17 protein-coding genes are annotated in these 22,071 nt (G+C 43.3%); 5 read left to right on the top strand and 12 right to left on the bottom strand.

What is annotated here, in order from left to right; all coding sequences use genetic code 11:
• Window positions 1-50: 50 nt before the first annotated feature.
• Window positions 51-494 carry a hypothetical protein gene (locus CDH51_RS11980; RefSeq protein WP_100628783.1) on the bottom strand — a complete coding sequence of 148 codons (444 nt, stop codon included), beginning with the start codon at window positions 492-494 and terminating at the stop codon, window positions 51-53.
• A gap of 74 nt (window positions 495-568) precedes the next feature.
• Here CDH51_RS11980 and CDH51_RS11985 point away from each other — a divergent pair, with 74 nt between their 5' ends.
• Entirely contained in the window at window positions 569-2,245 is a 1,677-nt protein-coding gene (locus CDH51_RS11985) for an amidase (protein WP_100628784.1), read from the top strand.
• A gap of 371 nt (window positions 2,246-2,616) precedes the next feature.
• Here CDH51_RS11985 and CDH51_RS11990 read toward each other — a convergent pair whose 3' ends face one another.
• From CDH51_RS11990 to lysA, 3 genes are all read right to left on the bottom strand, one after another.
• A complete protein-coding gene (locus tag CDH51_RS11990; protein WP_100628785.1) occupies window positions 2,617-3,657 on the bottom strand; it encodes a PorP/SprF family type IX secretion system membrane protein in 1,041 nt (346 codons plus the stop codon).
• Window positions 3,658-10,629 carry a PKD domain-containing protein gene (locus CDH51_RS11995; protein WP_100628786.1) on the bottom strand — a complete coding sequence of 2,324 codons (6,972 nt, stop codon included), beginning with the start codon at window positions 10,627-10,629 and terminating at the stop codon, window positions 3,658-3,660.
• 207 nt (window positions 10,630-10,836) lie between these two features.
• A complete protein-coding gene (lysA, locus tag CDH51_RS12000; protein ID WP_100629429.1) occupies window positions 10,837-12,069 on the bottom strand; it encodes a diaminopimelate decarboxylase in 1,233 nt (410 codons plus the stop codon).
• A gap of 175 nt (window positions 12,070-12,244) precedes the next feature.
• Between lysA and CDH51_RS12005 the strand changes: the two genes are divergently transcribed.
• Together CDH51_RS12005 and CDH51_RS12010 are read left to right on the top strand one after the other, a co-directional pair.
• A complete protein-coding gene (locus CDH51_RS12005; protein ID WP_100628787.1) occupies window positions 12,245-13,966 on the top strand; it encodes a sensor histidine kinase in 1,722 nt (573 codons plus the stop codon).
• Window positions 13,963-14,658 (top strand): response regulator transcription factor, encoded by a 696-nt coding sequence (locus tag CDH51_RS12010; RefSeq protein WP_024284128.1) that lies wholly within the window; start codon window positions 13,963-13,965, stop codon window positions 14,656-14,658. Before CDH51_RS12005 ends, CDH51_RS12010 begins: the two co-directional genes overlap by 4 nt.
• Before the next feature lie 123 nt (window positions 14,659-14,781).
• Here the strand turns inward: CDH51_RS12010 and CDH51_RS12015 are convergent, their stop codons facing one another.
• Window positions 14,782-15,792 (bottom strand): dipeptide epimerase, encoded by a 1,011-nt coding sequence (locus tag CDH51_RS12015; RefSeq protein WP_100628788.1) that lies wholly within the window; start codon window positions 15,790-15,792, stop codon window positions 14,782-14,784.
• A 124-nt stretch (window positions 15,793-15,916) separates the two neighbouring features.
• Between CDH51_RS12015 and CDH51_RS12020 the strand changes: the two genes are divergently transcribed.
• Together CDH51_RS12020 and CDH51_RS12025 are read left to right on the top strand one after the other, a co-directional pair.
• Window positions 15,917-17,368, top strand: a complete 1,452-nt coding sequence (locus CDH51_RS12020) for a M14 family zinc carboxypeptidase (protein WP_232724806.1) — start codon at window positions 15,917-15,919, stop codon at window positions 17,366-17,368.
• A gap of 93 nt (window positions 17,369-17,461) precedes the next feature.
• Window positions 17,462-18,187, top strand: a complete 726-nt coding sequence (locus CDH51_RS12025) for an SIMPL domain-containing protein (RefSeq protein ID WP_026946070.1) — start codon at window positions 17,462-17,464, stop codon at window positions 18,185-18,187.
• On the opposite strand, the gene CDH51_RS12030 is transcribed toward CDH51_RS12025, so the two are convergent.
• The 7 genes from CDH51_RS12030 to ribH all read right to left on the bottom strand — a co-directional run bounded on the left by CDH51_RS12030 (window position 18,184) and on the right by ribH (window position 22,069).
• Entirely contained in the window at window positions 18,184-18,528 is a 345-nt protein-coding gene (locus CDH51_RS12030) for a hypothetical protein (RefSeq protein ID WP_100628790.1), read from the bottom strand. The two genes, CDH51_RS12025 and CDH51_RS12030, sit on opposite strands and share 4 nt — an antisense overlap.
• A gap of 83 nt (window positions 18,529-18,611) precedes the next feature.
• Window positions 18,612-19,022, bottom strand: coding sequence for an OsmC family protein (locus CDH51_RS12035; RefSeq protein WP_100628791.1), 411 nt, complete (start codon window positions 19,020-19,022; stop codon window positions 18,612-18,614).
• A 72-nt stretch (window positions 19,023-19,094) separates the two neighbouring features.
• A complete protein-coding gene (locus tag CDH51_RS12040; protein ID WP_100629430.1) occupies window positions 19,095-19,424 on the bottom strand; it encodes a DUF6787 family protein in 330 nt (109 codons plus the stop codon).
• A gap of 28 nt (window positions 19,425-19,452) precedes the next feature.
• Window positions 19,453-19,755 carry a DUF3368 domain-containing protein gene (locus CDH51_RS12045; protein WP_198514301.1) on the bottom strand — a complete coding sequence of 101 codons (303 nt, stop codon included), beginning with the start codon at window positions 19,753-19,755 and terminating at the stop codon, window positions 19,453-19,455.
• 127 nt (window positions 19,756-19,882) lie between these two features.
• Window positions 19,883-20,125, bottom strand: a complete 243-nt coding sequence (locus CDH51_RS12050; protein ID WP_100628793.1) for a UPF0175 family protein — start codon at window positions 20,123-20,125, stop codon at window positions 19,883-19,885.
• Window positions 20,126-20,204: 79 nt separating this feature from the next.
• Window positions 20,205-21,527 (bottom strand): aspartate kinase, encoded by a 1,323-nt coding sequence (locus tag CDH51_RS12055; RefSeq protein ID WP_100628794.1) that lies wholly within the window; start codon window positions 21,525-21,527, stop codon window positions 20,205-20,207.
• A gap of 65 nt (window positions 21,528-21,592) precedes the next feature.
• Window positions 21,593-22,069 (bottom strand): 6,7-dimethyl-8-ribityllumazine synthase, encoded by a 477-nt coding sequence (ribH, locus tag CDH51_RS12060; RefSeq protein WP_024284120.1) that lies wholly within the window; start codon window positions 22,067-22,069, stop codon window positions 21,593-21,595.
• Between the last annotated feature and the right edge of the window lie 2 nt (window positions 22,070-22,071).

Here is a 22,071-nt window from a genome sequence, read left to right on the forward strand (position 1 = left end):
CCCAATCCGGGCTACTAAAGCTTTTTAAATTAAAATATTCCTGCTTGGGTTTAGGTACTAGCCTCCTCTTTCCTTAAATATTCCCGGACTTGCAAAGCCCGGAGGAAGATGAGGATTAGCGGAATCAGCCAAAGTAGTTCATTGAAAATCAAGTGAAAACCTGTCCGCTTATTCCAATCAAGATCTGGTAAGAATCCGAGTGAAAACCAGATGGCCAGAATGATTTTTCCGGTCAAACCCGCCAGAATCAAATATACCCAACTCACCGGGTAGAAGGCCGACACAAATATGATCAGCCCAACTACTAGCCCTAAGTTGCCATACCACATAGCCGGAACATCAAAAACTTGTCCAGGCTGAATGGCTAGCCAAGCGATTAATTCCTCCCCAAACCACTTGAAAAATGCGGACCAAGCGATCGTGTACATGCCTGCTAGTAAGAGCAGGCCTCTGAAATGCATAGGAAAAATGGGGAAATCAGGCTTTTGATCCATGAACGGTTTGAATTATTTAAGCTAAATAAACACCTTCGGTGCATGCTTGTTTTTGCATAATACAAAACTATCTCATGGAAAGAAAAAATAGACCACATTCTGGCTTTTTTGTAGCCCTTGGAATCGGAGCTGCTTTAGGACTTGGATTTACTGCTGGAAAAATGATGGGAGAAATCACTCCTCAAACCATCGATCATGCTGCGGACTTGATCGGGCTTTCGTTCACTCCTGCGGAAAAGGACAGTATGATTTCCCGACTGGAAAATCAACGCTCCAATCTCCAATCTTCCAGAGAATACAAACTGGAGAATGCCATCGCCCCATCTTTGGTTTTTAATCCACTTCCTATTGGATTTCAGCCAGAAACCCGGCAAATGCCGGTGAATTTTGGCTTGGATGAGGATGTAGCCCTACCTGCATCGGATAAGGATATTGCTTACACTCCTGTGCATCAATTAGCTGGTTTGATCAAAACAGGTAAGCTTTCCAGCGAGCGATTGACAAAAATCTACATAGATCGAATCAAAAATTATTCGGATACATTGCAATGTCTGATTACGCTGATGGAGGAGGATGCGCTTCGCAAAGCTAGATTAATGGATGCAGAGCTTGCTTCCGGACGCTATCGAGGCCCACTTCACGGAATCCCCTACGGGATCAAAGATTTGTTAGCTGTAAAAGGAACGAAAACCACTTGGGGTGCTGCGCCTTACCAAGATCAGGAAATCGACGAAACTGCACAGATCGTCACGCAGTTGGATGATGCAGGAGCGGTTCTAGTGGGTAAATTCACTTTAGGTGCCCTTGCCATGGGAGATGTTTGGTACGGTGGAGTGACCAAAAACCCTTGGAATCTGGAGCAGGGATCAAGCGGTTCTTCCGCAGGTTCGGCTTCAGCTGTATCCGCAGGTTTGGTTCCCTTTGCCATTGGCACAGAAACACTTGGGTCTATCGTCTCTCCCAGTACTCGGAATGGGGTAACTGGCCTGCGACCTACTTATGGGCGAGTGAGCAAGCATGGGGCCATGGCCCTTAGCTGGTCTATGGATAAAATTGGTCCAATCTCCCGCTCAGCTTTGGATAATGCCATCGTACTTTCGGTTTTGAATGGGAAGGATTTCAAGGATCCGAGTACCATTGAAGCCGCTTTCAATTTTGATGGAGATAAAAACCCCAAAGACTTAAAAATCGGCTATTTCAAGTCCTTTTTCGAAGGAAATCGAAGTTCGGAGAATGATCGTAAAGTGTTAGAATTTCTAGAAACTGAGGGATTTGAACTGCATCCCGTAGAATTGGAGACTTCAGTTTCTGCAGGTCCTCTGACCATGATGCTGATGGTGGAAGGCGCTGCAGCTTTTGATGAATTGACTCGATTGGGTTGGGATGATGAGCTAGTGGCTCAAGGCAGAAGTGCATGGCCAAACCTATTTCGGGCAGCTCGATTGATTCCAGCGGTTGAATACGTTAATTTGGCTCGACAACGCAGTGTGTTGATCCAAGAGATGCATGACTTGATGAAGGATTATGATGTGATCGTGACCCCGAGCTATGGCGGTCAGCAACTCCAAATCACTAATTTGACCGGACATCCGGCTCTTTGTATGCCAAATGGTTTTAATCAGAGCGGAAGTCCTACATCGATTACTTTACTTGGGAATCTTTTCGAAGAGGATAAATTGGTGCTTTTGGGAGAATATATTCAGCGCAAAACGGACTGGCAAGCCAAGCGTCCTCCTTTGTTTGATAAGTAAATTTCTTAAGCCACAATCAGAGAGAAGTTTTTGAACCACTAAGTACACGAAGAGCACTAAGGAAAAATAAGCCTTGTGATCTTTGTGTGCTTTGTGGTTTTATCTTTTCCATTGAGGGCACAGAATTTTGTAAAAAGTTTACTTGCTAACATACGTGCTTGCCTAAGGGACAAGTAGGTCCTCGCGAACTTTTTCCTTTGTCGACGTGCGTATCTCACGCAGGTTTTCAATGAATTTAAATATTATGCATTGCAAGGATGACTATTGAAGGGAAACACTTCTTTTGCAAAAAAATAGTTTTGAAGAAATACACTGTTGAGAGTAGCGTGCTTCGCTAATGGTGACCTTGCAGCTTAGATCGTATGCTTAAATTAATACCTAAAACAAGGAATTGTTCGTGCTCGCTGGTTTCGGCTTTTTGGATCGCCCCAAAGGAATCGGTAAGTCACAGAGACTTCATGAGCTCCACCGGAATTGCGAAGGCCTAACTTTGAAACGGTGTAGTCGAAAGAGTAGCCGATATCTAATCCACTTGGTAGGGAAACTCCAATCAGAGCTATCAGTGCTTCATTGTTGGGAAGGGCATTTTTGGTAGGTAAACCACGATACCACAATCCTAGGACGAGCGGATCGAGATAGAGTTGAGTCCCGATATCCAATTGATTGAATGGGTCTTGTTGCTTGTAATTGAAGGCAAAGGAAATCGCTCTTTCCTGATAGGCATGGGTAAAATAGTCCCTTCGGCCTCCCGTTAGATCAAATTTGATTCCTCCCTGAAGCGATAGTTTCATGGGTAGTTCCGAAATCTGATCTTCGACAAAGCTGATATTGGGTTCTCCCAAGTGGTGTGCAGAAGCGCCTAGCCAGATATTTTTGGTATAAAACATACCGCCTACAGCAAAATCGAAAAAGCTATAGCGGCTGTCGATGGGTACGCCATCTAATTCATCCGTAATTCCGCCTACTGTTCCGTTGATGATATCTATTTGCGTCCCAAAGACCAAATCTGAGAAAAAGGCATCACGCTGCATGTAACTCGCCTGTCCTCCTAGACGGAAGTATGTGTCCTCACCGAGTTGGAGCTTGTATGCATAGGAAAGGCCTATTTCATTGGTGGAGAGGTTAGCCATACTCTCTTGATTTCCATTGAATATCAAGCCGATTCCAGAATTGTAATCAAAGACGTAATGGTCGATATAAAAGGAGTAAGAATTGAAGCTTTGATCCAGACCGGGCCATTGATTCCGATAATTGACGCCGATTCTTGTGAGTTCAGAGCCACCGGTAAGCGCAGGGTTTAGGTAGAGCGGAGCAGCGTAGAATTGGGAATACTGTACGTCTTGGGCTTTTGCCAAGCCAGCATAAACCCAAAAAATCAGAATAAGTACGCTATATAATATCCCTCTCCTCATTTATCTGATCAACACAAAAACTCCTGACCTTTCTTCTTTTTCCCCAGATCGTGTGGTGAAGACTGCCCGGTAAACATAATTTCCATTAGGGACTTTCTTTCCGTTCAGTGTTCCATCCCATCCCATCGTCTCTAATGAGTTGGCTTCAAATATCAATTCTCCCCAGGTATTGAAGATATAAAACTCCATGGAGGCTATTCCTCTATATTGAGGTTTGAAATATTGATTCTTGGTGCCATCAGGAGTGAAAGCATTTGGTACCATGATTATATAGTCGTCAAATACCTGAATGACTCGCTGATACTCTGCCACACATCCAAATTCGTCTATGGTAGTCAAAGTAACGGTGTAGCTTCCCTTCTTTTGATATTCATGACTTGGGTTTTGTTCTGAACTGGTGGAGCCATCACCAAAGTCCCAATTCCAAATGATGACTTTACCTAGGGACACATCTTGGAATTGTACAGGTTCCTGAATTTGCACTTCCGCATTCGTGAGAATATTTCCACCTCCTAGATCAACTTCATAATTGAATTCAGGTATCAATTCAGTATCAGAAATAATCACTTGGATTCGCTGTTCTGCTGACCAGCAATCTGCACCTCTCAGGCTAGTGCTGACTTGATAAGAACCACTCAAGTTTACAGCATCAATTTCATCCATTCTCATTGATCCTCCAGTCGGGTCAATGATGTTGTAGTCGTAGATATTCGGATTAAACCCTTCGATAAACTGTGTCAGGTCAACTGTGCCTTGGGGATCGCAGACGATCGATGGGTTAGATACCCTTAAATTAGGTATTGGATAGACAAATACTTCTACCGGCACGAGTTCTGGTTCACAAACGCCATTTCCGGAAATACCCACATAGTACACATAAGGATCGCTTTGACCACTTAATCCGCTAATGGAAAGTTCTCCTGTTGATCTATTTACTTGATAGCTGACAGACCCTAAGGTTCCGGTATTTATTTCGCCTGTTCCGTTGGCATTTTGATACCAGGTAAATACAGGACTGATACCCGTTTGGGTGGTGCTTGCTTGAATACTTGCTGTCTCTCCTTCGCAGATTTCGACCCCGGATGCAGAAAGAGGAGTTGGAAGATCCTCCAATTCAATCTGAGCAGGAATACTCAGTTGACAATTTATTCCATCTGGATTTTCATCCAAGATCAAGAAAGAATAGCTCCCTGATTCCAAATCTTGAAGATCTACCTGACCTGAAGGAGAAGCAAAGGTCCCAAAGCTAGCTCCGTCTTTGGTCACCTCAACAGAATAGTTTCCATAGCCTCCACTGATTGTAAAGGAGATGCTTCCATCAGCTGTGTTACAAGTAGGATCTACGAGTGCGGGTTCGGAATAGCTCAGTGGAGCAGAAGGGCCTTGTACTTCAATATTTGGGCTTGACACGATACATCCTGCCCCACTTCGTACATATCCTGTATAGATTCCCGGGGCAACATCAAAAGTCCCTGAGCTCTGCCAGTCATTGCCGTTTAGAGAATATTCAAATGTGCCATCGCCGGCGCTTCCTTGTAGATTGATTGTTCCATTATCCCCAAAACAAATCTCGTTATTCACTGTATAGCTAAGTGAAGGGATTCTATTGATCACAACTTGCGCCGAGCCGATAAAACCTGGACAAACATCAGTGCCAGAAACAGTTGCATAGTAAGTCTGAGGAGAATCTGAGGCATCCAATCCTGAAATGGTTAATGTACCATTTGCTGATATTTGGAAAATGTGCCCGTTTGCATCTGGATTTGGATCAGATACAATTGGAATAGTTGCTGCAGCATCTTTAAACCATGAGTAAGTGGGATTGGGTGCTGAAGGATTGATCGAAGGAATCAGCACGGCATCTTCTCCTTCACAAATGCCGACATCGTCGATAATGATCTGAGTAGGACCATATACCAAAGTAACGGTGTTAGAAGTTTCTACGCATCCCTCGGCATCGGTGACTGTCAAATAATAATCTCCTGGGGCTAAATCATCAAATTCAACTTCCGGTCCTTGGAAGGTGGAGGTTTCAATGGCCGAGCCATCTCTGAAAAGCGTCACCTCATATGGGGCCCATCCTCCACTAACTTCTGTAGAGATTACACCAATATCTGCTCCACATCCTGGATCAATCTGCGTTAAAGGATCTACTTCCAAAGGTGCATCAGGGCCTTCTACCACAACGGTGAAGTCTTGGAGACAAAATCCTTCATTGCTTACTGAAATTATATAAGTCCCCGGAGCATACTCAGCGGCTTCAAGTTCAGCCTGCGTCAAATTGTTTCCAGAAATGGAGTATTCGTAGAGTGGGTCAGCTCCGGCTATTATTCTGATTTTACCATCTTCTGCTCCAAAACACTGCTCTGGATCTGTTTCGAAATCAAGAGATGGAACAGTACGGACCAAGGCTTCTACAGAGACATTTTCGTCATTACATACTACATGTAAATAATAAATGTATGGATCTCTATCCCCTTCTAACCCTGTGATAGTCAAGACGCCATCAGCATCAATGGAATAGCTTACAGATGGATCAATCGCATCCGGACCATTGCTGATTTCTTGGGTTCTGGAAGCATCCTTATACCATACCAATTCAGACCCTGATGATCCGGAAACAGTATTAACTGGAGTCAAAATGACTTCTTCGCCTGCACAGATTTCTACAGGAGCGATCACAAAGTTTGGCCGAGGCTGCTCTTCAAGTACAAAGCTCTCCACAAAAGGACAGCCTTCCGCATCAGTGATAAGCAAGAAATACGTGTCTGGTGCTAGATCTATTGCTTGAGTAGGGTCTGTGGAGACTACCGGACCTGTTTCACTTCCTTGTCTCCATTCTACAGAGTAATTTCCCCAACCACCGGAGATCTGAAGATTTTCGATGCTTCCATTTGCTAGACCGCAACTGCTGCGAAGAATATCAGGAGCATTGATCGCGATTGGTGTTGTTCCTAAGACCTCTCCACTTACACTGAAAACACAATCATTCCCTCCAGTGCTTCTTATGTCAATGGTATACGTTCCAGGACTTAGATTGGTGAAAAGCGTTGTACTCTGCCAGTCAGCGCCACCATTGATACTATACTCAAAATTTCCGTCTGATCCACTTGCTGAAACTTCGATGCTTCCATCTCCAGCACCAAAACAAGCTTCATTTTCTATGGCTAATGAAGCTGTGATAGGTTCTAGTACCGTTATGTTTGCCTCAAATGGAGGATTGGGACAATACCCTGGTCCTTCGGCTACCAAATAATAAGTGTAAGTGCCCGGTTGCAATCCAGTAACCTCAAGCTGCATGGTGGAGGCATCCACGACAAATGTCAATCCATCAGAATCAGGAGTGGCATTGGTGGTGATAGGGTTCTGCTGATTGGGGCTTTTGTACCAAGTCAGTTCTGGATTTCCGGCTGTAGTGATTACCGGTAAAATGGTGGCCACATCTCCTGCACAGATTTCATCACTCATCGGATCTACAGAAATCTGTATCCCCACGTCATTGATCAGTTGCTGATTGAGTGTATGAGGGCATCCATTATCATCAGTCAAGCGAATTTCATAATCACCCGGAGCAAGATCTCTAAACTCCAATGGGGAAGATGCGTTACTTTCAGTTCGTATCGAGGAACCATTTTGGAAAAGCTCTACCTCATAGGGTCCTACTCCTCCGCTGAAATTCACTCGGATCAACCCATTTGCTTCACCACAAGCGGGCTGAATGACTTCATCAAAATCAAATAAAACTTCAGCTGGTTCGGTTAGGGTGACATCGGGCAGAGTAGTAGTACAGCCGGTAATGGTATTTCGTACTTCTGGACTGTACGTACCTGCAGGCAAATTATTAAAAACAGCACCTTGCCAAGTGGTCCCATTGTCAAGGCTATATTCATAATCTCCTCCGGCAGTAGCATCTTCTGGGATAAAGGTGATACTTCCGGTCGCTTCTCCAAAACACAAGATATTGACAGGCTGGGCTTCTAAGATTTTAGGAACTGGATTTACCGTAACAGTTGCAGGTATCGGATCCGAATTACAAAGATTATCTCCGGATACAATTACTTGAAATTCGTAAGGATCTACATTTTCACTCAGACCGGTAATTTGAAGCTCACCGCTTGTCGAATTAGCCAAATAACTGATTCCATTTCCATCACTAAGTGGATTTCCATTTCCATCTCTCCAAGAGTAGCTCAGGTTTGTAGCATTGCTTAGCTCAATGGCTTGAACAGTGAGAATAGCCGTTTCGCCTGGACATATTACGGCGTCTGTTGCATCAAAAGTAGGAATTGGAATAGGGTCAAATGCTGGAGTAGTGAAAGTGGCGTTACAGTTATTACTGTCAATTACCTCGATGATATGCGTTGGAGCATCGTAGAGCCCATCAATAGTGTAAGTATTACCACTGAGTTGTGGGGTAATTGGACTGCCATTTAGCGTAAATGTGTACCCTGGAGTACCACCCGCCACTTCAAAAGTCACGATCCCATTCTCTAGACCACAAGAAGGGTTGGTTTGATCAAGTTGGGTGATGGATAGAGTTTCTGCTGGTCCTGCGATCGTTTCGGTGATAGTTCCTATGCAATTACTTCCAGCGCTGACATCTATTGTATAAGTGCCGGGCAAAAGACCAGAGAAGGTGTTGGATGATTGAAAAGCGCCACCATTCAAACTGTATTCATATGTGCCAAAACCTCCAGAAGCATTTACGACTATCTGTCCAGCTCCTAATCGACATAAATCGTCTGATACAGTAGCACCCAAGGAAAGAGGAGGGAGTACCAAAACCTGAACTCGTTTTAGGCTTCCTGCAGGAGTGGCACAGAGATTTTGGCTTGGATCAGCAGCCACCTCTACAAAATATTCATAGGGTGTTGCGCTTTGGGGAAGTCCGGTTATCGTTAATTGTCCTGGAGAAACAATGGAATATGTAACGCCTCCTTCTACCAGTCCATCGGTTATTGGCTGTGTTTTATTATTATCCTTCCACCAAAGGAAGGTAGGATTATTCGCATCCGTGGGATCTTCTAGTTCAGGGATAAATTCTACAGGTGAACCCTCACAAATTTCCTGATCGTCTAGGACAACTTCAACGGGTGTGCCTCGTTCGTCAGTGACTTCAAATTCGAATCGGTCTTCACAAATATTATTAGTGGCTGGATTTGATACGACTAAAAAATATCTTCCAAGGTTAACGCCCGTTACACCTACCTCAGCCTGAAGATAGTTTCCATTTGTAGTTTCCGTGATTGTATAATTGGAAGAGGGTAAAACATTTCCAAATTCGTCTTCCCATCTCCATACATAGCCTGGTACCAAATCTTGTAAAATAGCATTGGAGATCGAACCGTCATTCTGCCCATTACAAGTAGGCCCAATGATAGCCGCTGATCCATCTACTCTTGGAAAGGGATGTACGGTGACAGTAACTGTTCTAGGGAAGGAAGTCAATCCATAATTGTCAATTACTGTATAAAATATGGTGTGAGTACCAAAGAATCCAGGCTCAGGTGTAAATTGAATGGAAGCTTCATTTCTTTCGTCATCAAAATTCCCCGTGTTTAATTCTTCTAAAATCGCCTCGAAAGTTCCTACACCGGGAATAGTGATCTGACGATTTTCTGGTCTACATTTTTCAATACAAACATTGGATAGTCCACAGTTTCCAATTGCTGGGTCCCCCGCTGGATTTGGTGAATTATCCGGATCTCCGGGATTATTTTCGTAAAGCTGTAAACAGCGAATAAATTGGTTTTGAGCTGGTAGGGATACTTCAAAATCAAAGGTTAGATTCTCATCAAAACAAACCGACTCATCTAAGTTTGGCGGGTTTGGAGCCAAAACCGGATCAATGCTAGATACTTCTACCGTAACATTTCTGATTTCGTGAACACTTCTTAAGGAAGCTCCAGTAGAAGCGGCAAAGCCAACTTTCAAGTTTTGTGGCGCACCATATGGGTAAGGGACGTCATTAAAAATATTGATAACATCTTGAACACCCCCGCGATTGACCAACACATCCATGGTAATAGTGTAGGACCCTGAACCATCAGGCCTTAAATCAATGAACACTTTTCGATAGCCATCATCTGAACAGTCTGTAACCCTTGTAAGGGCCCCGACTTCAAACCGATCGCCTGGAGGAAGAAAAAAACCTGCAGCTAAAACATCATACGGGGCTCCATCACTTGGATCATTAAACAAAATTTTTCCATCGATAAAAGGATAACTGAGATAGGTAGGAGGATCAGGAAAACTGGCAGGAAAACCTGTCCCTAGACCAGTCATTCCATTGTCCCTTACTGTATCATTAGGATCTACAGGGCCTCTTATGGCAATTGAATTAGGGTATCTTGGGAAGAATGCTGGTGAAAGCCCTGATCCATACGAAAATGGAGCTTCAAATCCTCCCAATCTACCTTCATATTGATTTCCCCAGTTTCCCCGCTCATCTAAACCTATACCCATATAGGCTCCTTTTAGACCATAGCCTCCAGCAAAACTACCTCCACTATATCTTAAAGGAGAATATCCAAGAGAACCGCCTAAACCGCCAATTTCAAAATCTGCAGGACCAATGGAACCATCAAAAAGGAAAAAGCTGAACCCATCACCAGGGTTTCCAGGTATGGCAGCATCATATGCGAAATACTCAAAGCTTGTTTTTATACCATAAACTGAAGAAAAAGCTAAGTCTACGAAAACGTAACCAGTCTGGTCTGAGTCGTTTGTGGTGAGTCTTAGTACACCATCATCAACTGCATCACCATTTCCGGAAGTAAGGACTGCACCTTGGGCAGGTGGAGGGGGACCAAAGATGGTATTTGCACGTGTTGAACTTCCAGTAAAGGGTTCGCAGTACGGAAAACCGTCCCTTGGAATAACAACTACTTGCCCAAAAGCAGACAGCATCCCCAACCCCATCCAAAAAATGGAAAAAACAACTAGTAGACTGACCGATCTCTTCGTTCGCATGTACCTTACGCCACCAATATTACCAAGTTAAAGGTAGGCATTTTACCTTGGGCCTCAGTAAATTGAATTATGAAATTTAGGTTGTGAAACTACTAGGGCTTACGATTGGGGTGATCAATCAAATGGGTTTCCAGACCTTATTCTTAATAGTCTCTCTCCATTCTCAATAACTATACCAAAGCAAAAAGCTTTCCCCTTTTTTCTAGTCTACAATTCGATTTGCACTTGATGCCTGACCAAATCTTCAAATTCTTCCCGTTTTCTGATCAAATGTGCTTGCCCTTTCCAAATCAACACTTCTGCAGGGCGAAGTCTTGAATTATAGTTGGATGCCATGCTAAATCCATATGCGCCGGCATTTTTCAAAACCAACACATCACCTACTCTTACCTCTGAAAGTTTCCGATCTGCAGCCAAGGTATCAGTCTCACAGATATACCCTACAACATGATACGTTTTCTCTGGCCCATTTGGATTGCTCAGGTTGTACACATCATGGTAGGCATCATACATCATCGGACGAATCAAATGATTCAACCCAGAATCTACACCCACAAAAGTCACTGTGGGCGTTTCCTTCACCAAATTCGTTTTGGCTAAGAAATACCCACTTTCACTGACCAAAAACTTACCCGGTTCCAGCCATAATTCTAGCGGTCGGCCATAGTCTTCACAAAACTCCAAAAAGGCCTTGGATACGATGCGACCTACTTCCCTGATATCCGTAAAGGGGTCTCCCGCTTTATAAGCTACCTTAAATCCACCACCACAATCAATGAATTTCAATTCTTTGAAATGCTTTGCTGCGTCAAAGAGAACTTTGGCTCCACGAAGGAATACCTCCGCATCCAAAATATCCGAACCAGTGTGCACATGCAGTCCGGCGATGCTGAGCTGATACTTTTCGACAGTTTGCACTATCTGATCAAGCTGCTCAATAGAAATTCCAAACTTGCTGTGTTTGTGTCCTACAGAAATCTTGGAGTTTCCTCCAGCCATGATATGCGGATTGATCCGAATACAGGCAGGCACTTGATTTCCATATTTTTCACCAAATTCACGAATAAGTGGAATGCTATCTAGATTGACCATCACGCCCAGGTCCACAGCTTCCTCGATCTCCTTCCAGGATACTCCACTGGGTGTATACATGATCTCGGAGGCTTCATAGCCCGCAAGCATCCCTAGTCTCACTTCTTCAATCGAAACTGCATCGATCCCAGCTCCTGCATTTCGGACTAGTTTCAATACCGAAATATTGGGAAGGGCCTTGGTGGCATATTTGATTTTGAGGGGAACTGATGCAAAAGCCTCCTGCATCGCATGGATCTGATTGACGATTTTTTCACCGTCATACACATAGAGCGGCAGCTCATATTGATCAGCTAGCGAAAGTAGACTTACTCCTTGAATATCTTGTGGATGTTGGTTTGAATTCATGGTCTGAAATTTGCCATCAAAGATAGGCATCAAGCCGGCAAGCACCGAAGAATTCGGCCAGTTTTGGCTCGAAAAGCTGCTTATTACAGCGAATCAGATCAAATAGCCTTGATCTCAATCGGTTAAAACTTGTTAAGCATTGACCCCTAGTAGTCAAAGGCCGTAAATTTGTCATATGTCCAAGCGCAAAATTAACCTGATCATCATCCTGATGTCCGTCGCCAGTTTTGGTTTGATGGCCTTTCAGTACTATTGGGTGAATAATGCTATCCGCATCAATCAGCAGCGCTTTGATCAGGAAGTCTATCAAGCCCTTGAAAGCACAGTAGATGCTTTGGAAAAAGGAGAAGCGAGTGATGTACTCCTGAGTCAGCTTATTCGAGATCCAAAACTCCAGGAGTCACTTTTTCAAAAAATTGAGCCGATTGATTTGGATGAAATCCGTCCCAGGCTACAGTTGCGTCCCCAAACTTCCATTGTCGATACCTTAGACATAGGAAAAATGCCGGAGGTCAGCGTCACCTTCAAGCGGATGTTGGAAGTACGTGGAATCAATCTTTCCTTATTGGATGAGTTGGAGCAATTTTTTGCTTACATGACTCCTGAAGTAGCTTCAACCATTTTCACACCGGATGAAATGGCGATTCTTTTAGAAGAGAAGGAAAGACAACTTCAGTACTTAAGTCAAATTGAAACCTTCTCGGCGAAAAACCCTAGTCCTAAGGTGGTGGAAGAGGCTTTTGTGGAATACGAGACGAATATTTCACCGCAGGCTTTGGATAAGATCCGAAGAGCTAACCTGAAGATAGATCTGATGAATCGCGCATGGGAAGAGTTTTCTCAGGGTCAAAAAGCCATCATGGATCGATTGGATACTTCCCAAGTACGAAAAATCGTCAAAAGCTTTCTGCTAGAGCGGGGTATCATGGAGGATTTTGAGTTGGGAATCTTGAAAGATGATGGACTCTTGATGGGAATTGGTCCGGTGGATCAGCCTTTTAGATTGGTGCAGTATGGAATTCAAGCCAAGCTATTTCCACGTGATATTGTCGGTAAGGAAAACTATTTGTATATCTTTTTCCCAGAAAAAAATAAACACGTCCTACGACAACTTTGGATTCCGCTAGCTTCTTCGATTTTATTTATCGGAGTCATTATTTGGTGTTTTATCTATGCAATACGGGTCATTTTCAAACAAAAGGCCTTATCAGATATCAAAAATGATTTCATCAATAATATGACCCATGAGTTTAAGACTCCGCTAGCAACAGTGAGTCTTGCTGTGGAGGCACTTCAAGATCCCGAGCTCTCATCCCAGGATAGGTTCCGGGATAGATACCTGGGCATTATTAAAGATGAAAATAAACGACTCGTCTCTCAGGTCGAAAATGTCCTTCAGGCTGCAGCGCAAGAAAAGCAAGATTTCAAGCTTAAACTGGAGGAGGTCAATATTTCCGAACTCCTCGGTGATGCAGTAGACCATTTTTCTCTACAGATCGAAAAGCGATCGGGAGAATTGACTTTCGAAAATGAATTAGAGCACCCAATCCTTCTAGCCGATAAATTTCATATTGCCCATATTTTCAATAATCTGTTGGACAATGCCAATAAATATTCTCCTGAAAAACCTGAAATCAGTGTGATGGCTTGGGAGGATAAGGATCAGATATTTGTCAGTATTCAAGACCAGGGGATTGGTATGAGCAAGGATGCACAGCGAAAGATTTTTGACAAATTCTATCGGGTTCCTACTGGAAACGTCCACGATGTAAAGGGCTTCGGACTGGGGCTCTCCTACGTCAAAACTATGCTGGAAGCCCACAAGGGCGGAATCAATGTCCAAAGTGAAATCGGAAAAGGAAGTACCTTTATCATAAACTTACCCAAAACAACATGAGCAAGGCCAGACTATTAGTAGTAGAAGATGACCCTAATCTGGGTGATATTCTCAAGGAATATTTAGAAATGAAAGGCTATGAACCCACTCTCTGCAGGGATGGGGAAGAAGGCTGGAGTAAGTTCAAAAAAGACAAATACGATCTTTGTCTGCTAGACATCATGATGCCCAAAAAAGATGGGTTTACGCTTGCCCGTGAGATCAAGAAAGTTCAGGAAGACCTGCCGATTCTTTTTCTGACTGCCAAGAACCAAAAAGACGATGTCATCGAAGGGCTAAAAATCGGTGCAGATGATTACATCACCAAGCCTTTTAGCATGGAGGAGCTGTTGCTTCGAGTGACGGCTATTCTTCGACGAACTCAAAAAAGCGAGGAAATCACCCCGCTAAAAGTATATGAGTTTGGAGGTTTTCAGCTTCATTACGACAAGCAATTATTGGAAGGTCCCAAAGGCCCTCATAAGCTTACTTCCAAGGAAAATGAGTTATTGCGTTTGCTAGCCGCTGAAATGAATAAGTTGGTCAACCGGAGTCATGCACTAAAGCAGATTTGGGGAGATGATAGCTATTTCAATGCCCGAAGCATGGATGTTTATCTCAGCAAAATCCGCAAAATCCTTAAAGACGACCCGAAAGTACAGATTATCACGGTACATGGGGAGGGCTTTAAGCTGATTGTGGGAGATAGCTGATGAGTTAAGGAAAAATCCCAAAGGGATAATTTAGGCCCAAAATTCACTCCATGCCACCGTGAGTGGCATACTCATGCTGCTTCTAGATACGAGAAGCAGCATTCTTTTTTCCTTCCTGTGCTTCTATTTCAAAATAGCCCCGATACCTGCTCGATCCGGAAAAGTTACGCCATCAGTTTTGACTTCTACTCCCTCAGCAGGATCATGAGCCAGAAGAAGTGCTCCATCCATATCCACGTAGTCAAGCAGCGGTGCCAAGTGAGCGATTGCTGAGATTCCAACCGAAGACTCTGTCATGCAGCCGACCATCGTTTTCATCCCAAGATTTTTGGCTTCTTGGATCATTCGAAGACCCGGAGTGATTCCCCCCGCTTTGACTAGTTTGACATTGATGGCATGAAAAAGGCCATGACATTTGGCGACATCTATCTCGACCATGCAGCTCTCGTCCGCCATGACAGGCAGTTTGGAATGCTGAAATACTTCCTTCATTTCCTCCCAACTCTCCCTTGGAAGAGGTTGCTCCATGAATTCAACGCCTAGCCTCGCAAGTTCCTCGGAGTTTCGAATGGCTTGTTCAGCAGTCCAAGCGCAGTTGGCATCGATCCGGAATTTAGCGTCGGTTTCCTTGCGAAGCGCCCTGACGATCTCGAGGTCATGATCTGTTCCTAATTTGATTTTATAAATGGGCCAATCCACCTCTTTCATTTTGGCAACCATTTTTTCTACGCTGTCAATCCCTATCGTAAAATTGCTGATGGGGATATCTTTCGGATTCAGACCGAGTACCTCATAGAGTTTTTGGCCACGTTGTTTGGCATAGAGATCCCAAGCAGCCATGTCAAGCGCACATTGGGCAAAAGCATCTTGGGCAAAATGCTGTCTTCCCAGTTCCCAGAGCTCCGAAGGATGATCCCATTTGCCGTTTTCTACAACATCCCGAAAACTATCCAAACTATCTGTCATTCGCTGTACAGTGACTCCATAGTAAGGATTGCTAGTGGCTTCGCCTAAACCGAAAAAACCGGCATCCTCGAGCTTTACAATCAGGCTGTCTTGAACGTCTCTGCTTTGATGAGCGATGGTAAATGTATGTTTTAAAGGGAGGTCGACGACTTGATAAGAAAGTTTCATTACAATTTCGATGGGTTTATTGGTAGTAAAAACCTGTGTTTCCAAACAATCTTGATTAGATTTACTTGATCACACCAGCTTACTATTTGAAAAGATGAAAATAATCAAAACTTCTACGATTTGCATGTTTCTGCTGTTTTTGTTTTTTGCCTTTGGGTGTAAAACGGCATCAGAAAATGAAAAACATGCCATTGAGCTTGAAACGCTTGAGACTGCATTTGAGCAGTATCGTGAACCAGCCATTACACACAGAAGATTTAAACATGCTGATATTCAGCCCTTAATTCAAAAGCATTCTTCCGCTTTTGAAATTGAAGAATTGGGCGAATCCGTGGAGGGGAAGAGCATTAGTTCGCTGACTTGGGGCGAAGGACAAACAAAGGTTTTGCTTTGGTCACAGATGCATGGAAATGAAAGTACAGCAACCATGTCATTGTTTGACCTCTTTAACTTTTTGGAAGCCTCTGGCGATGCGTACGATGAACTTCGACAAGTGTTGAAGAGTAATCTTCAGATCAAATTTATCCCTATGCTGAATCCCGATGGGGCTGATGCTTTCAAGCGAAGAAATGCCTTGGACATAGATTTGAATCGAGATGCAATTTCACAGATTTCTCCGGAAGCGGTCATCTTAAAAAGTATTCGAGATGCCTTTGAGCCTGAGTTTGGTTTCAATCTCCACGATCAACAAATCTATTACAATGTAGATAAGACCCCGAAGCAGGCGACGATTTCGGTTTTGGCGCCGGGATATAATTATGATAGGGATGTCAATGAAGTCCGTGCCCGGGCCATGAAGGCAATCGTCGGAATGAATGAGGTTTTGCAGCAGGTCATTCCGGGCGGAGTAGGTAAATATGATGATGGTTTTGAGCCAAGAGCTTTTGGGGACAACATCCAAAAGTGGGGAACGAGTACCATTTTGATTGAGTCAGGAGGCTATGTGGGTGATCCAGAGAAGCAATTTATCCGGAAACTCAATTTTATGATCATCCTGAATGCCCTGAATCAGATTGCCTTGAAGGGCTATGAAGCTTATTCTGTTGACCAATATTTTGAAATTCCTGACAATGGCTTTCAACTCATGGATTTGATTCTTCAGGAGGTACAAGTGCCGGTGGAGGGAGAATGGTACCCAATCGATATTGCCATCCGCCGTAGAGAATCCAATGCCGATTCTACCTACTATGTCACAGGAAGTGTGGATGATTTGGGAGATATGCAAGTGTATTTTGGACTGGAGGAGCTCGAGGCAAATGGTCTGCGGTACGAGGAGGGCAAAACCTACGATCAGGCATTTGAATCCGTAAATGAAATAACAGGTGAAAAAGCTTTGGAACTCTTGAGATCAGGCTATTCTGCGGTCAAAGTCCAAAATGGTGACCCAGGAGATTTGCATAATTTACCCCTGATCGTATTGAAAAGCAGAGATGAATTCACGGGTGGTTGGCAGACAGGTTCCAATCCTACCTTCTTTCTAAAGCAAGACGATTCGCTCAAGTATGCTTTAATTAATGGTTATTTGATCGACTTACAAAATCCCCAAGATCAGCTACTCAAGCAGAGGATTTATTGATGAGGATAATGCTAATTATTGCTAAATCCTGAATTTTGGAGGCTTTTTTGTACGCTGAAAATCAATAACTTTAGATACAAAATTCCAGTATTTATGAAATCAAACGCCTTGCTTTTTGCAGTAGCTATTGTACTATCTTCGATCATATTTGGCTATGCAGTCATTAACCGAAACCGTCCTCAGGGAACAGTAAATGTGACAGGACTGGGAGAGAAAAACTTCACCTCTGATCTGATTGTCTGGGAAGGAAATTTCAGCCGAAGCAATTCCAATATACAGTCCGCATACGCGAATTTGGAAAAAGACAGAGAGGCGGTAACGCAATATTTGATCTCAAAGGGAATTCCCGAAGAGCAATTGGTATTCAATGCGGTAACCACCAATCCGCAATACGAGCAGAATTACTCCAGTGATGGACGCTACATGGGTCAGACCTTTACCGGGTATCAGCTCAATCAGTCTTTGGTCATCGAGTCTAAGGAGGTGGAAAAAGTGGAAAAAATCAGTCGGGAAATTACCGAGCTGCTCAATCAGGGAATTGCTTTTTATTCCCAACAGCCGCGCTACTACTACACAGACTTAGAATCTCTCAAACTGGAAATGATTGCCAAGGCAACAGAAGATGCCCGTGTACGTGCGGAGCGAATAGCAGAAAATTCCGGAGCAGGTTTGGGTAATCTAATCTCTGCCAATATGGGGGTTTTCCAGATTACCGGTCAAAACTCCGGCGAGGACTACTCTTGGGGAGGAGCCTTCAATACCAGCTCAAAAAATAAAACCGCTTCCATTACGATGAAGCTGGTTTTTGAGGTAGACTAAAAGACAATAGCAAAGGATAGAAATATAAGGCCAGCGTAGGCAAGAAAGCCGATGCCATATCCCACATATTTCATCCAGCCTGCGGACTGTCGAAGTCCAGCTGTATTTTTAAAGATAATCCCAGCTAAGCCGGTAGCGATCGGAGTGAAAGTAAAGCAGATTGAGAGTTCACGTAGGTTTTCAGCGGAAAGCTTTCCTTCCAGGCTGAAAATGACAATCAATGCCAAGACCGTGAAGATGGCATTTTTGGCAAAGACCATGCGGTTTGAATCATGGGCAAGTTGCCGGTCAGATACTGTATTCATTCGGTGGTAATCGAGTTGGTTTAGTGCGTGTAGCATTGTGTTAACGCGCTTTCTTTCAATTAAGTTTGTACAAAAAAAGATCCCGAAGGATCTTTTTTCAATGTTAAATTTTCTAACTCTCAATTGAGAGTATATTCTACCGAAATTTCCATGTCAAGTGCTTTGGAAATCGGGCAGTTTTCTTCGGCATCTTTCACTAATTCAGCAAACTTTTCCTCGGTGATTCCTTCAACTTTTGCCTGAAGGACCAAGTGTGATTTTTTCAGAGTTCCATCTTCGAAAGTGATATGGCTGGTGACATTTAGCTCCTGAGGAGGGAAGTTTTCACCGCTTAAGTTGAAGCTAAGCTTCATAGCGAAGCAACCTGCATGCGCAGCGGCCACTAGCTCTTCAGGATTGGTTCCTACGCCATCTTCAAATCGGCTACTGAATGAATATTGAGTTTTATCTAAGACAGTACTTGGAGTAGAAAGATGTCCTTTTCCTTCTTTTCCACTTCCTTGCCATACGGCAGTTGCTTTTCTAATCATGGTTTAATGGATTTTTGGGTTAAAAATTCGGTTTCTATTACAAGGGTTTTTGTAAGGAATTGGTTCTTGGAATTAGGATTTTTTCTTGGAAAAAGCATTGCCAATTCTTCTGAAAATCTGCTTTTCTTTTTCCCAAAAAAACTGAAACTGCCCGAAGATAAACCCATAAACCAAAAGGAAAATCTGATAAAGTGGCAATACCAAAAGAAGGTATAAAACGGTATTAACAAAGCCTCCCTTCTCTACACCGAAGAAGTCAAGAATGGGGTTTTTAATAAATAAAATGGTAAATCCAGTACAAGCAAAAACGACTAACACCATGACCACCTGAAAGAGGCTGTCCAGCTTCCATTTGGTTTGGAGTCGTTTGAGGAATCCGGGATTACTTTTTTCTGAGGTCAAGTAATAAAGGTTTTTGATTGAATTTGATTTATTCTCCTGCAAGGTATAAAAAGCGAGCTTCCATTTTTTTTGAGACTCGAAAATTAGTCTTTCTGATAGCCTCCAAAATTGGAATTACAGAGGTGATTTTTCCTTTTCTTTTGGCTTCGAGGATCAGCCCGAGAGTACCGGTGTATTTTAAAGTTAACTGTTTTGCATATTTTCTTGCCTTGTCATCATCAAGGATTAGTAGTGCGTTCTTCTTTTCTAAGGCTAAGGCAATAGCACTTATCTCCCCCGGATCAAGTAGGCTTTGAGTAATTTTGGGAAGGATTTTTTGAGGGTCTTCCACTTTAATCCAAGGCGGAATCGGATTTTTAAACTCTTGCCGGATTATTGAGGTGATGAAAATTTCTTTTGAAAGGACTTGCAAAAGCTCTAAGTGCTCAATTTTTTCAAGCAGGATTAAGCAACTTGTATCAGCTATTATAGTTTTTGATGGCTTCAAAATCAGAATCTAATTCGTCATGGGAGTAGTTGAAAACTGATACATTGAATTTATTCAATATTTCCATGAATTCTCTTTTTGATAGACCTGCCAAGTCGGCGCTTTGCCCCAAAGAAAGTTTTCCAGCACTATATAAATGTGCCGCTATCGCATTAAGCGCATCCTTGCTATCAAGATCGATAGAGTCAGGTATGGAAAGAGTAATTGTCTTCATGATTCTAATATACCCAAAATAAAAAAACCGGACGCAAAGTTCCGGTTTTAGAAAAGTTGTTTAAAATGAAGATGTTCAATCAACCCCAATTAAAAACCCCATCATTCAAATGTTGCAACGCATCTTTTTTGAACTTGCTGTCTATCAAAAGCGAGACGTTGTGTCTGCTTCCGCCATAGGAAACCATTCGAATAGGGAAATCCACCAAGCTATCCATCACGGATTTGACCGCTCCTCTTGTTTCGGACACCATATTTCCCACGATGCAAATGATGGATTGATTTTGATCTACTTCTACAGAGCCAAGGATTTCAAGTTCTTGGATGATTTGATTCAAATGTGAAACATCATCAATAGTCACGGATACAGCAACCTCAGAGGTAGTGATCATATCGATCGGAGTCTTGTATTTTTCGAAAATCTCAAAAACCCTTCTCAGGAAACCATAAGCCAAAAGCATTCGGCTGGATTTGATTTTGATCGCCGTGATTCCGTCTTTGGCGGCAATGGCCTTTACACCTTTGGTCTCTACATTCGCCTTGATGAGGGTGCCGTGGGCACTAGGGTCCATGGTGTTCAGTAGTCGTACAGGGACATTGTACTGCTGGGCTGGCCAAATGGAAGCCGGGTGAAGAATCTTCGCTCCGAAATAGGCCAACTCGGCAGCTTCATCAAAGGACAATTCTGCGATTGGACGGGTTCTGTCGACGATTCTTGGATCATTATTGTGCATTCCATCGATGTCTGTCCAGATTTCACAGGCTGATGCATTGATGGCAGCAGCAATCAAAGAGGCTGTGTAATCAGAGCCACCTCGTTTTAGGTTGTCTACCTCATTTCGGTGATTCTTACAGATGTAGCCTTGAGTCACGAATAGCTTTTGCTCGGGATGCTGAGCCAAAATAGCCTTCAATTTCTCAGAGATTCGAGTCAATTCTGGTTCTGAGTTTTCATCGATGCTCATAAAGTCCAAGGCGACCAAGAAGACCGATGGGATTTCCATTTCCTCCAGAAGCGTGTAAAACAATTTGGTAGAAAGTAATTCACCCTGAGCTAAAATATCCCGGTTGATTGCCTCATTGAAGGATATTTTCAAAATGATATTCAAAAACTCAAAATGCTCCTTGATGATTTCTTCTGCTTTGGACCTAGCCTTTTCTGTTTTTAAAAGTTGAGGATAGAAGTCCAGATAGTGAGCATGAAGTTCATCAATTCGCTCTTTGGCCAGTACTCGATTGGCATCCGCCAAGGCTTCTCCGATCCCCACCAATGCATTGGTGGTGCCGGAAAGAGCAGATAGGACGACAATCGTTGGTTCATCAGATGCTGTGACGAGGTCTTTGACCTGATGCATGCGCTCGGGTTTACCCACAGAGGTCCCCCCGAATTTCATTACCTTCATAGTATTTCGGAAAATAGGTTTGGTTTTTTTCTATTGCTTCTTGGATCTAGCTTCTAAATTCTAATTTAAAATCCCAGCATTTTCACGGCAGTGATGGCTGCTTCATCACCTTTGTTTCCGTGTTTTCCGCCTGCACGATCCATAGCCTGCTGCTGATTGTTTGGGGTTAAAACTCCAAAAATCACCGGCTTGTTAAACTTGAGCCCAACTTCCGTGATGCCATGAGCTACTGCATCGCAGATAAAGTCAAAGTGACGGGTCTCGCCCTGAATCACACAGCCCAAACAGATGACCGCATCGATGGATTCGTCCTGAGCACACCATTGGGCGCCAAGTGTGAGCTCAAAAGAGCCAGGGACGTTTTTTCGGATGATGTTTTCCTTCTTTGCGCCATGTTGTAGCAGGGTCTGATAGGCTCCGGAGTAGAGGGATTCGGTCACATCCTCATTCCATTCTGAGACGACGATAGCGAATTTTTTAGCACTGATGTCTGCAATATTTTTTGAGCTGTATTCGCTCAGGCTTTTGTTGGAAGTAGCCATAA

The sequence above is a fragment of the Algoriphagus formosus genome, assembly GCF_002807035.1.
Lineage (GTDB): Bacteria > Bacteroidota > Bacteroidia > Cytophagales > Cyclobacteriaceae > Algoriphagus > Algoriphagus formosus.

Excerpts from the sequence above, each read along its gene's own strand:
- CDH51_RS12010 (WP_024284128.1), top strand. The coding sequence starts at position 13,963 with ATGAGCAAGGCCAGACTATTAGTAGTAGAAGATGACCCTAATCTGGGT.
- CDH51_RS11985 (WP_100628784.1), top strand. The coding sequence starts at position 569 with ATGGAAAGAAAAAATAGACCACATTCTGGCTTTTTTGTAGCCCTTGGA.
- lysA (WP_100629429.1), bottom strand. The coding sequence starts at position 12,069 with ATGAATTCAAACCAACATCCACAAGATATTCAAGGAGTAAGTCTACTT.
- CDH51_RS11990 (WP_100628785.1), bottom strand. The coding sequence starts at position 3,657 with ATGAGGAGAGGGATATTATATAGCGTACTTATTCTGATTTTTTGGGTT.
- CDH51_RS12005 (WP_100628787.1), top strand. The coding sequence starts at position 12,245 with ATGTCCAAGCGCAAAATTAACCTGATCATCATCCTGATGTCCGTCGCC.
- CDH51_RS11995 (WP_100628786.1), bottom strand. The coding sequence starts at position 10,629 with ATGCGAACGAAGAGATCGGTCAGTCTACTAGTTGTTTTTTCCATTTTT.
- CDH51_RS11980 (WP_100628783.1), bottom strand. The coding sequence starts at position 494 with ATGGATCAAAAGCCTGATTTCCCCATTTTTCCTATGCATTTCAGAGGC.
- CDH51_RS12050 (WP_100628793.1), bottom strand. The coding sequence starts at position 20,125 with ATGAAGACAATTACTCTTTCCATACCTGACTCTATCGATCTTGATAGC.
- CDH51_RS12020 (WP_232724806.1), top strand. The coding sequence starts at position 15,917 with ATGTTTCTGCTGTTTTTGTTTTTTGCCTTTGGGTGTAAAACGGCATCA.
- CDH51_RS12030 (WP_100628790.1), bottom strand. The coding sequence starts at position 18,528 with ATGCTACACGCACTAAACCAACTCGATTACCACCGAATGAATACAGTA.
- ribH (WP_024284120.1), bottom strand. The coding sequence starts at position 22,069 with ATGGCTACTTCCAACAAAAGCCTGAGCGAATACAGCTCAAAAAATATT.
- CDH51_RS12015 (WP_100628788.1), bottom strand. The coding sequence starts at position 15,792 with ATGAAACTTTCTTATCAAGTCGTCGACCTCCCTTTAAAACATACATTT.
- CDH51_RS12035 (WP_100628791.1), bottom strand. The coding sequence starts at position 19,022 with ATGATTAGAAAAGCAACTGCCGTATGGCAAGGAAGTGGAAAAGAAGGA.
- CDH51_RS12055 (WP_100628794.1), bottom strand. The coding sequence starts at position 21,527 with ATGAAGGTAATGAAATTCGGGGGGACCTCTGTGGGTAAACCCGAGCGC.
- CDH51_RS12025 (WP_026946070.1), top strand. The coding sequence starts at position 17,462 with ATGAAATCAAACGCCTTGCTTTTTGCAGTAGCTATTGTACTATCTTCG.